Genomic DNA, 11,015 nt, shown 5'->3' on the forward strand with positions numbered 1-11,015 from the left:
AAACCACTCTGTTTACAAATTGTTTCAATCAACCACGGCAACACAGGTTCGTGGTCTTCGCCAAAACCTCGTCTTGAACAGATAGGGACCGGATTTTTCCGGCACTCCCTCGGCTGCCAGCCAGCAGGGCCGAAGCAGGACTTCGCCCCCCAGCCAACGGCCGCAAACGCGGTGCGCCGCGCGCGCAGACCGGCGGGCTGGGCCTGGTGGCCGGGCCGGCATGGACTGGTGGGTATGCCGGGCAAGGGCCCGGGCCTGCGCGCACGGTGCGATGGGGCGCATGGGCGCCGTGCAGACATGACGCAGGATTCAAACGTGAAGCGGGCAAGACAACTGAGAGGGGCCCTGGGGGGCCAGGGACTGACGGCGCAGACGCGCCACGACCAAGCGGGAGCACAGATGTGCACGGCACGCCAGGGCGCCATGGCGCTGCTGGTGGCCGGCGCGGTGGCAGCGATGGCGCTGCCTGTTCCATCGCAAGCGCAGGTACCGGCACAGGAGGCGCGTGCGCAGCAGTTGCCGTTCGACATTGCGGCCCAGCCGCTGGCCACGGCGCTGGGTGCGTTCGGCAAGCAGTCCGGGCAGCAGGTGCTGTTCGACGAGGCCGATCTGGCCGGGCGCAGCGCCCAGGCCGTCAAGGGCCGGTTCACGCCACGCCAGGCGCTGGAGCAGCTGCTGGGCGGCTCGGGCATGGCCGTGGCCACGGAGCGCAGCGGCGGCTTCACGCTCAAGCCCGCACCCCGGCCCGCGGCCGGCGCGCTGACGCTGGGCGAGGTCCACGTGACCGCGCAGGCCCTGCGCAGCACGGCCACCGAAGGCACGGGCGCCTATGCGGCGCGGGCCGTGAGCATCGGCAAGAGCGAGCAGGCGCTCAAGGACACGCCCCAATCCGTCAGCGTGGTCACCGACCAGTTGATGAGGGAGCAGAACATCACCTCGGTCTACGAGGCCCTGGCCAGCACCACGGGCATCACGCTGCTGCAAAGCCCGCAGGGCGGCAAGTACATCTATTCGCGCGGCCTGGACGTGACGGGCATGCAGTACGACGGCATTCCCGTGGAGCGCCTGTACGGCCGCGCCAGCAACTACGCAGGCAGCTCGGTCATCTATGACCGCGTGGAAGTGCTGCGCGGCGCTACGGGCCTGGTGCAGGGCGGCGGCGACCCCAGCGGCGCCGTCAACCTGGTGCGCAAGCGCCCTCTGACCGAGCCAGGCGTCAGCGTCATGGCCAAGGCCGGCTCCTGGGACCGCTATGGCGCGCAGATCGATGCCAGCGGCTCCCTCAACCAGGACGGCACGCTGCGCGGCCGCGCCGTGCTGGACCGACAGGACGAGCACTCCTTCATCGACTACGTGAACAGCAAGAACACCACGCTGTACGGCACGCTGGACTACCGGCTGTCGGCCGACACGCAGGTCAGCGTGGGCGCCAGCATCGAGAGCATGAAGGGCCGGCCCTTCATCTCGGGCCTGCCGCGCTACTCCACGGGCGCCGACATCGGCCTGCCGCGCTCCACCTTCCTGGGCGCCGACTGGAACCGCCAGGACAACAGCAACAAGGCCTTGTACGCAGACCTGTCTCACCAGTTCAACGACCGCTGGCGCGCCAAGGTCTCGGCCATCCACGTGCGCGAGGAGCTGGACATGAAGTACGCGGCCTCGCTGCGCGCGGTCAATCCCTCCACCATGCTGGGGGGCAACATCGCGGCCATGACCCAGGCGCGCATGAACGCCTCCGGCCTGGATGCCCACGTGACTGGCGACATCGATGCCTTCGGCCGCCAGCACGAGCTGGTGCTGGGCGCCACCTACAGCCGCTCGCACGCCAACCCCACCTACAACGCATTGACGGCGGCCAACCCCATCGATGTGACGGCGCCCAACGCCCACATTCCCGAGCCCAGCGATGCCGCCCTGGCAGCCGTGTTCAACGAACAACGCAGGGCCATGGTGCAGCAGGCCGGCGTCTACGGCGCGCTGCGCCTGCAGGTCAGCGATCCGCTCAAGCTGGTGGTGGGCGGACGGCTGAGCAACTACAAGAGCGACTGGGACACCTACCTGCGCAGCGCTGGCGTGCCCAGCTTCAACAGCACCCATCAGGGCAATACCCGGTTCATGCCGTTCGCGGGCGCCATCTACGCCATCAATCCGCAGTGGAACGCCTATGCCAGCTACGCCAGCATCTTCAAGCCCCAGACGCTGCTGAACGCGGCCGGCGAGAACCTCAAGCCCATCATGGGCGACACCTACGAGGTCGGCATCAAGGGCGAGCTGATGGACGGCAGGCTGAACACGTCGCTTGCGCTGTACCGCGTGAACCAGAACCACCGCGCCCAGGAGGACCTGAGCACCAGCCCCACCTGCCGCGACGGCTACTACTGCTACACCGACACCGGCAAGGTCACCAGCCAGGGGCTGGATGCCGAGGTCAGCGGCGAGCTGGCGCGCGGCTGGAAGCTGTTCACGGGCTACACCTACAACAGCAACAAGTACGCCCAGGACCTGAACAACCAGGGCAAGAGCTTCAACACCTACACGCCGCGCCACCTGCTGCGCGCCTGGACCACCTACCAGCTGCCCGGTGAGTGGAATGCCTTCACCATAGGTGGCGGCGTCAATGCCCAAAGCTCCAACTACCGCCAAGTCGGCGCCGTGGCCGTGCATGTGCCCGGCCGCGCGGTCTGGAGCAGCTATGTGCGCTATCGCATCAATCGCCAGTGGGAAGCGTCGCTGAACTTCAACAACATGTTCGACAAGACCTACTACGTCTCCGTGGGCAATCTGCTCAACAGCAGTCACTACGGCGATCCGCGCAATGTGATGCTGACGCTGCGTGGCTCGTTCTGACGGTCGGCCAGGGGGATGCGGCGGGCAGGACGTGCGGGCAATAGACTAGCCACCCTGCGAAACCCGCTGCCCCCTATTCAACCGTTTCAAGGAGTTCCCATGCATCTTCAACGCACCGTCCTTTTTGCAGGCATGGCTGCCAGCCTCTTTCTGGCGGCGGGATGGGCCATGGCCGCAGAAGGTCCTGCCACCGCCCAGGCCCCCCAGGCCAAGGCTCAGGCCGCCAAGCCGGCGGGCGACACCGTGCAGGCGCAGCTGGAGGCCTCCAACTGGGTGCCCGACGGCAAGGCCGATGCGCCGCGCGTGATCTATACCTTCACCGACCCCAACTGCAAGTACTGCCACAAGTTCTGGGAGGCCGCGCGTCCCTGGGTGGACGCAGGCAAGGTGCAGCTGCGCCACATCCTGGTGGGCGTGATCCGGGACGACAGCCCGGCCAAGGCCGCCGCCATCCTGCAGGCCCCGGACCGCGCGGCCGCACTGATGGAGCACGAGAAGAAGTCCGCCCAGGGCGGCATAGGCCCCGCCTTCAGCGTCAGCCCCGACGTGCGCAAGACGCTGGAGGCCCACCGCAAGCTGATGATGTCCCTGGGCTTCCGTGGCACGCCGGGCATCGTGGTGATCGACAGCCAGGGCGGCACCAAGAGCTATGGCGGCATGCCCCGCGATGCCGCCTTGCCCGAGGTGTTCGGGGCGCTGTGAACGCGCTGCCGTGAACGGGACGCCAGGTGGTGCCCGCACCTCGGCAGCCGCGAGTAGCATGGCCGGCAGGATCACCACTGCGGAGAACGCCACCATGCTCAAGCTCTATGGTTTTTCCAGGGTCAATGCCGGCGCGCGCGGCCGCACGCGCGATCTGCGCGTGCTGTGGGCACTCGAAGAGATGCAGCTGCCCTTCGAGATCGCGGGCATGGACCATCCCGCGCACGACCTGAACACCGAGGCCTACCGCCGGCTCAGCCCCTTCGAGCAGATTCCTGCGCTGGACGATGACGGGCAGGTGATTTCGGAGTCGGCCGCCATCGTGCTGCATCTGGCCAGGAAGTGCGGCCGGCTGATGCCCTCCGATGCAACCGGCGAGGCACAGGTGCTGCGCTGGTGCTTTGCAGCCATGAACACGGTGGAGCCGCCGCTGCTCAGCCTGATGGTTCTGGACTGGACGGCCGATGGCAGCTGCGGCAAGCACCGCGAATTCCTGGTGGGCTGGGCGCATCGCATGCTGGGCAACCTGGAGCGCTGGCTGGACGGGCGCCGCTTCATTGCCACCGACGAATTCACGGTGGCCGACATCCTGATGGCGCATGTGCTCGCCTGCATCCCGGACAGCACGCTGACCGCGCCCTGCCCCGCCGTGGTGGCCTACCGCGACAGATGCCTGGCCCGGCCCGCCTGGCAGCGGACCCTGGCGGCCTACAACGCGCGGGTGGAGGCGGCGTAGCCGGGGCTCAGGGCTGCTCGGTGCTCAGGGCTGCTGGAAGGCCGCCACAGGCTGGGACTGCGGTGGTGGTGGCGGCGGCGCAGTCCAGCTGCCGCCCAGCACGCGGAACAGCTGGGCCAGCGCCAGCTGCCGCTGGGTCACGGTATCGATGTAGGCGCTTTCATTGGCGAAGGCGTTGCGCTGTGCGTCCAGGTAGCGCAGATGGTCGTCCACCCCCGCCTGGTAACGGGCCTGCGCCAGCCGCAGGCTTTCGCGGCTGCTGTCGCGCAGCGCCAGGCGCGCGGCTTCCTCGCGGCGCAGCGTGTCGGTGGCGGCCAGGGCGTCGGCCACTTCGCGGAAGGCGGTCTGGATGGCCTGCTCGTAGGCGGCCACGGCCATGTCCTTGCGCAGCACGGCCAGGTCGAGGTTGGCGCGGTTGCGCCCCCCGTCGAAGAGGGGCAGCGTGACCTGGGGAGTGAACGACCAGGCGCGCTGGCCCGAGCGGAACAGGTCGGACAGATCGGCGCTGGACGATCCCAGGAAGCCGGTGAGCGAGATGCGCGGGAAGAAGGCCGCGCGCGCCGCACCAATGTCCGCGCTGCGCGCGCGCAGCCGGTGCTCGGCCGCCTGGATGTCCGGGCGGTGGATGAGCAGTTCGGAAGGCGTGCCGGCCGACAAATCCTGCAGCAGCATGGGTACGTCGGGCGACTTTGCCGACTGTGCAGACCCTGCGGACCGTGCGGACAGGTACGGCCCCAGATCCTCCACGCCCGTCAGCAGCAGCAGGGCGTTGCCGGCCTGGCGCAGCTCGCGTTCGCTGCGCTCCACGTCGGCGCGGGCCTGGGCGGCCAGGCCCAGGGCGTCCTGGTGGTCCAGGGCCGTGGCCGTGCCCGCATTGCGCCGCTGCGCGGTCAGCCGCAGCGAGGATTCACGGCTTTGCAGTGTGCGCTGCGCCAGTTGCAGGCGGCGCAGTGCCCCGTCGCGGGACAGGTAGGCCTGCACCACTTCGGCACCCAGGCTGATGCGGGCGGCGCGCGCGGCCTCTTCGGTGGCCAGGTACTCGCCCAGGGCGGCTTCGGACAGGTTGCGCACGCGGCCGAACAGGTCCAGCTCGAAGGCGGCCAGCCCCAGGCCGGCCTGCCAGCTGCCCTGCACCTGCGGCTGGCCCGTGGCATTCATGTCGCCCGGCAGGCGCTGGCGCGTGCCGCCGCCCTGCAGGCCCACGCCCGGCAGGCGGTCGGCGCGCTGCACCTGGTACAGGGCGCGTGCCGCCTCCACGTTGAGCAGGGTCTGGCGCAGGTCGCGGTTGTGGGCCTGGGCCAGGTCCACCAGCTGGCGCAGCTGGCGGTCGGCGATGAAGCTGTTCCAGTCCAGCGTGGCCGCCGACGAGGACAGCACGGGCGCCGCATCCTGTTGCGGCCACTGCGTGGGAATGGGCGCCTGCGGACGCTCGTGGACCGGGGCGAGGGAGCAGCCCGCCAGCACCAGGCTGGCGGCCAGCGCACACAGGGCGCGTGGGAAGAAGTGCATGGACATGGCGCTTACTCCGTGGGGGTTGCCGGGGCCTGCAGGGCAGGCGGGGTGCCGGCCGGCGCCTTGCGCCGGAACAGGGACAGCACCCAGACGAAGAAGACGGGAACGAAGACCACCCCCAGCAGCGTGGCCGACAGCATGCCGCCGATCACGCCGAAGCCGATGGCGGCCTGGCTGGAGGCGCCCGCGCCCGAGGCCAGCGCCAGCGGCACCACGCCCAGGATGAAGGCCAGCGAGGTCATGACGATGGGCCGAAAGCGCAGCCGCGCCGCCTGCAGCGCGGCCTGCGCCAGGCTGTGCCCCTGCGCATGCAGGTCCTTGGCGAACTCCACGATCAGGATGGCGTTCTTGGCCGCCAGGCCGATGATGGTGATCAGGCCCACCTTGAAGTACACGTCGTTGGACAGGCCCACGGCCGAGGTGGCAAGCACCGATCCCAGCGCGCCGATGGGCACGATCAGCATCACGGCGGCGGGAATGCTCCAGCTCTCGTACAGGGCCACGAGCAGCAGGAACACCACCACGATGGCCAGCGCGAACAGCTTGGGCGCCTGGGCACCGGCGGCTTTCTCCTGGAAGGACAGGGCCGTCCACTCGTAGCCGATGCCGCGCGGCATCTCGGCCATGATGCGTTCCAGCTCGGCCATGGCCTCGCCCGTGGTGTGGCCGGGCCTGGCATCGCCCGAGATGCGGAAGGCCGGATAGCCGTTGTAGCGCGAGATCTGCACCGGCCCGCTTTCCCAGCGCACCGAGGCAAAGGCCGCCAGCGGCACCTGCTGCCCGCCGGCGTTGGGCACGTGCAGGCGCAGGATGTCCTCGGGCCGCGCGCGGGCCTGGGAATCGGCCTGCACCACCACGCGCTGCAGGCGGCCCGCGTTGGGAAACTCGTTGATCACGGCCGAGCCGTAGGCCGTGGACAGGGCGGTGTTGATGGCGCTGAAATCCACGCCCTGGGCCTGCGCCTTGCGCCGGTCGATGTCCAGCCGCAGCTGCGGCGCATCCTCCAGGTTTTCCATCATGGCGTAGGCAATGATGGGCGAGGCATTGGCCTTGGCCAGCAGCTGGTCGCGCGCGGCGATCAGCGCTTCGCGGCCCAGGTTGGCGCGGTCCTGCAGGCGCAGCGCAAAGCCGCCGGAGTTGCCCAGGCCGTCGATGGGCGGCGGGTCCACGGCCATGACGGTGCCGTCGGACAGGCTGGCAAAGCGCTGGTTGAAGGCCTGCACCTCGTCCCACGACGCCTGCCCGGCGCCGCGCACCGACCAGTCCTTGAGCGTGACGAAGGCCAGGGCCGCGTTCTGCCCCATGCCCGAGAAGCTGTAGCCCATCAGGAACTCGGCCTGGGCCGTGGCGGGGCGGCCCTGGATGTAGTCCTCCATGTCCTTGACCATGGCCTTGGTGCGCTCCGTGGTGGCGCCCGGCGGCAGCTGCACGCCGACGATGTAGTAGCCCATGTCCTCGTAGGGCACGAAGGATTCGGGCATGCGCGTGTACGCCACGCCCAGCCCGGCCACGATGGCGGCATACACCAGCATGCAGCGCCCGGCGCGGCGCACCAGCCGCTGGTTGAGCAGGTCGAAGCGCTCGGTCAGCGCCGCGAAGCGGCGGTTGAACCAGCCGAAGAAGCCTTTGCGCTCGGCGTGGTGGCCCTTGGCAACGGGCTTGAGCAGCGTGGCGCACAGCGCCGGCGTGAAGGTCAGCGCCAGCAGGCCCGAGAACAGGATGGACACGGCCAGCGACAGCGAAAACTGCCGGTAGATCACGCCCACCGAGCCGCTCATGAAGGCCAGCGGCAGGAACACCGCCACCAGCACCAGGGTGATGCCGACGATGGCGCCCGAGACCTGCTGCATGGCCTTGACCGTGGCGGCCAGCGGCGACAGCCCCTCCTCGGCCATGAGGCGCTCCACGTTCTCCACCACCACGATGGCGTCGTCCACCAGGATGCCGATGGCCAGCACCATGCCGAACATGGTCATCATGTTCACCGAAAAGCCCAGCGCATACATCACGCCCAGGGTGCCGGCCAGGCACACGGGCACGACGATGGTGGGAATCAGCGTGTAGCGCAGGTTCTGCAGGAACAGCCACATCACCAGGAACACCAGCGCCACGGCCTCCACCAGGGTCTGGATGACCTTGCCGATGGCCACTTCCACGAAGCGCGAGGTGTCATAGGGCACGGCGTACTGGATGCCGGCAGGGAAGTTCTGCGACAGCTCGGCCAGGCGCGCCTTGACGGCCTTGGCGGTCTGCATGGCGTTGGCGCCGGGCGCCAGCTGCACGGCGGCGGCCACGCCCTGGCGGCCGTCCTCGCGCGAGGAAAAGCTGTAGTCCAGCTGGCCGACCTCCAGCCGCGCCACATCGGCCAGGCGCACGGCCGAGCCATCGGCCCTGGCACGCAGCACGATCTGGCCGAACTCCTCGGGCGAGGCCAGCGTGCCCTTGACGGCAATGGTGGCGCTCAGCTCCTGGCCGGGCCCTGCGGGCGAGGCGCCAAAGCTGCCGGCCGGCACCTGCGCGTTCTGGGCGGCGATGGCCGCGTTCACGTCCGCCACCGACAGGCCGTAGCCCAGCAGCTTGTTCGGATCGACCCAGACGCGCATGGCCACATCGGCCGCGAAGAACTGCACCTTGCCCACGCCGGGCACGCGGCGGATCTCGTTGTTGATGTTGCGCACGGCGTAGTCGGACAGGGCCACCTCGCTGTTGCCGCTGCCGCTGCCGTCCTTGTAGGTCAGCGAGTAGATCATCAGGAAGTTGGCGCTGGCCTGCTCGACCTGCAGGCCCATCTGCATCACGGACGCGGGCAGGCGCGCCTCGGCCTTCTTGATGCGGTTTTGCACCTCCACCTGGGCCAGCGCGGGCTCGGTGCCCGGGGCGAAGGTGGCCGTGATCTCGGCCAGGCCCGTGGAGCCGCTGGAGGAGTCGAAGTACAGCAGCCCCTTGGTGCCGTTGAGCTCCTCCTCGATGACGCTGGTCACCGACTCCATCACCGTGGTGGCGGAGGCGCCCGGATAGTTGGCGGTGATCGAGATCTGCGGCGGCGCCACGTTGGGAAACTGGGAGACGGGCAGCGCCGGTATGGCCAGCAGCCCGGCGAGCATGATGAAGATGGCCACCACCCAGGCGAAGTTGGGGCGGTTGATGAAGAACTTGGACATGGTCTATTCCTTGGGCAGGCGCCGGCTCAGTCGCTGGACGTGGCGGAGCTGCCGGAGGCGCTGAAGGTGCCGGACAGCCCCGCCGTAGGGGAGGCCGCGGCATCGGAAAGGGCCGTGACCTGAACCCGCGCCCCGGGCTGCAGGCCCGCCATGCGGCCCACCACCACGCGCTCGCCGCCCTTGAGGCCTGCGCTGATCTGCCACTGCGCGCCATGCATGGCCGCGGTCTGCACGGGGCGCATCTGCAGCGTGTCCTGGCCATCCACCACCAGCACGTGGGCCTGCCCGTCGGTGCTGCGCTGCACCGCCCGCTGCGGCACCAGGATGGCGGCAGGGTCCACGCCCTGGCCCACGGTCACGCGCACATACATGCCGGGCAGCAGCATGCCGTCGCGGTTGTCGAAGCGCCCGCGCAGCGCCATCTGGCCGGTGCCGCGGTCCACCGTCACATCCGAGAACAGCAGCCGCCCCGTGCGCTGCAGGCCCGTGCCGTCCACCTTCAGGGAGACCGGCGTGCCGTCCTTGCCCGCTGTCTGTGCCAGGCGGCCCTCGGCCAGGGCCGCGCGCAGGCGCTGGGCTTCGGCCACGGGCTGCTGGAAGTCGGCATAGACCGGGTCGAGCTGCTGGACCAGCGCCATGGGCGTGGCCTCGCCCTGGCCCACCAGGGCGCCCTCGGTGACCAGCGCACGGCCGATGCGGCCCGCGATCGGCGCCCTGACCGTGGCGTATTCCAGGTTCAAGGCGGCCGCCTGCACCTCGGCCTGGGCGGACTGCCGCGCGGCCTGGGCCGCCTGCAGGCGGGCCTGCATGGCCTCGAAGTCCTGGCGGCTGACTGCCTCCTGCGCCACCAGCGGCGCGTTGCGGCCAACCACGGCACGCGCATCGAGCAGGGCCGCCTCGGCGCTGGCCAGCTGGCCCTGGGCGCGGGACAGGGCGGCGCGCAGGGGCGCCGGGTCGATCTGGAACAGCACCTGGCCGGCCCGGACATCGGCACCTTCCTCGAAATGGCGGCGCAGCACGATGCCGGCCACCCGCGCACGCACCTCGGCCACGCGCACGGGCTCGATACGGCCCGGCAGCTCGCTGGACAGGGCCAGCGGCGCGGGCTGCACGGTGACGGCCTGCACCACGGGCAGCGCATCACCCGCTGCGGCCGGAGCCTCGTTGCGGCCGCAGCCCGCTGCCAGGGCGGCCAGGGCGGCCAGCACCAGGGCCGCCAGCGGCAGGCCACGTCGCTTGTTCAGACGCATGCTCATGTTCACAACCTGATTGAGTTCGATACGAAGGCCGCGATGGTACATATCAGAATCAAATGAGTCAACATCGATTCATTTGATGCTTTAAAACATCAACAGATAAAATCCATGCACTTTTCAAGGAGGCATGACAAGCGATGACGAGCACCAAGCAAGAGGACGAAGGCAAGCTGCTGGGCGCACTGGCACTGGCGCTGCTGGACGATCCCAAGGCCAATCTGCAGGAACTGGCACGCGCCATCGGCATCAGCAAGGCCACGCTCTACCGCTTCTGCCCCACGCGCGACCAGCTCATCGACCGGCTCATAGGGCATGCGGCCGACACCCTGTCGCGCGCCATGCACGCGGCCGAGCTGGAGCGCCACGCGCCGCTGGAGGCGCTGCGCCGCCTCACCGCCCACTGCCAGGACCACCAGACGCTGCTGCTGTTCCTGATGTATTTCTGGCGCTCCGACATCTCGGTGGTCGGCCAGATAGAGAGCGAATGGGTGGCGGCCATGGATGCCTTTTTCCTGCGCGGCCAGCAGGCCGGCGTGTTCCGCATCGACATCACGGCCGCGGCCATGACCGAGCTGTGGCTTTCCATGGCCGTGGGCCTGCTGGATGCGGAGCGGCGCGGCCGTGTGGCGCGGGCCAGCGTGGCGGCCGTGATGGAGCAGGCCTTCCTGCACGGCGCCCTGCAGCCCGGCGCACCAGCCGCGTAGCGCGCAGGGCGCCGATGGGGAAACCGAGGTGATGAATGATGGTCATGCACTGCTTTCAATCGATGAAGGCAGCCATGGAATGGATTCACATCAATGA

At 69.3% G+C, this 11,015-nt stretch carries 7 protein-coding genes; 4 read left to right on the forward strand and 3 right to left on the reverse strand.

The genetic code is table 11. The features are described from left to right. Positions 1 to 315: 315 nt before the first annotated feature. The 3 genes from BO996_RS27890 (at position 316) to BO996_RS27900 (ending at position 4,285) form a co-directional block, all read left to right on the forward strand. A complete protein-coding gene (locus tag BO996_RS27890; RefSeq protein ID WP_199961950.1) occupies positions 316 to 2,847 on the forward strand; it encodes a TonB-dependent siderophore receptor in 2,532 nt (843 codons plus the stop codon). A 99-nt stretch (positions 2,848 to 2,946) separates the two neighbouring features. Then, positions 2,947 to 3,549 (forward strand): thiol:disulfide interchange protein DsbG, encoded by a 603-nt coding sequence (dsbG, locus tag BO996_RS27895; RefSeq protein WP_071956926.1) that lies wholly within the window; start codon positions 2,947 to 2,949, stop codon positions 3,547 to 3,549. 58 nt (positions 3,550 to 3,607) lie between these two features. Beyond that, on the forward strand, positions 3,608 to 4,285 hold the full coding sequence (locus tag BO996_RS27900; RefSeq protein WP_232240429.1) for a glutathione S-transferase family protein: 678 nt from the start codon (positions 3,608 to 3,610) through the stop codon (positions 4,283 to 4,285). Between the two features lie 24 nt (positions 4,286 to 4,309). Here BO996_RS27900 and BO996_RS27905 read toward each other — a convergent pair whose 3' ends face one another. The 3 genes from BO996_RS27905 to BO996_RS27915 are packed head-to-tail and all read right to left on the reverse strand — an operon-like array spanning position 4,310 to position 10,214. Continuing rightward, on the reverse strand, positions 4,310 to 5,800 hold the full coding sequence (locus BO996_RS27905) for an efflux transporter outer membrane subunit (RefSeq protein WP_071956927.1): 1,491 nt from the start codon (positions 5,798 to 5,800) through the stop codon (positions 4,310 to 4,312). 5 nt (positions 5,801 to 5,805) lie between these two features. Next, the gene (locus BO996_RS27910; protein ID WP_071956928.1) at positions 5,806 to 8,958 is read right to left on the reverse strand and encodes a multidrug efflux RND transporter permease subunit; all 3,153 of its coding nucleotides are present in this window, start codon (positions 8,956 to 8,958) and stop codon (positions 5,806 to 5,808) included. A gap of 26 nt (positions 8,959 to 8,984) precedes the next feature. Then, positions 8,985 to 10,214: an efflux RND transporter periplasmic adaptor subunit gene (locus BO996_RS27915; protein ID WP_047327959.1), complete on the reverse strand. Its 1,230-nt coding sequence runs from the start codon at positions 10,212 to 10,214 to the stop codon at positions 8,985 to 8,987. A 137-nt stretch (positions 10,215 to 10,351) separates the two neighbouring features. On the opposite strand from BO996_RS27915, the gene BO996_RS27920 reads away from it, so the two are divergent. After that, positions 10,352 to 10,918: a TetR/AcrR family transcriptional regulator gene (locus BO996_RS27920; protein ID WP_013800498.1), complete on the forward strand. Its 567-nt coding sequence runs from the start codon at positions 10,352 to 10,354 to the stop codon at positions 10,916 to 10,918. Positions 10,919 to 11,015: the final 97 nt, after the last annotated feature.

This window comes from Delftia sp. HK171 (assembly GCF_001886655.1).
Lineage (GTDB): Bacteria > Pseudomonadota > Gammaproteobacteria > Burkholderiales > Burkholderiaceae_C > Comamonas > Comamonas acidovorans.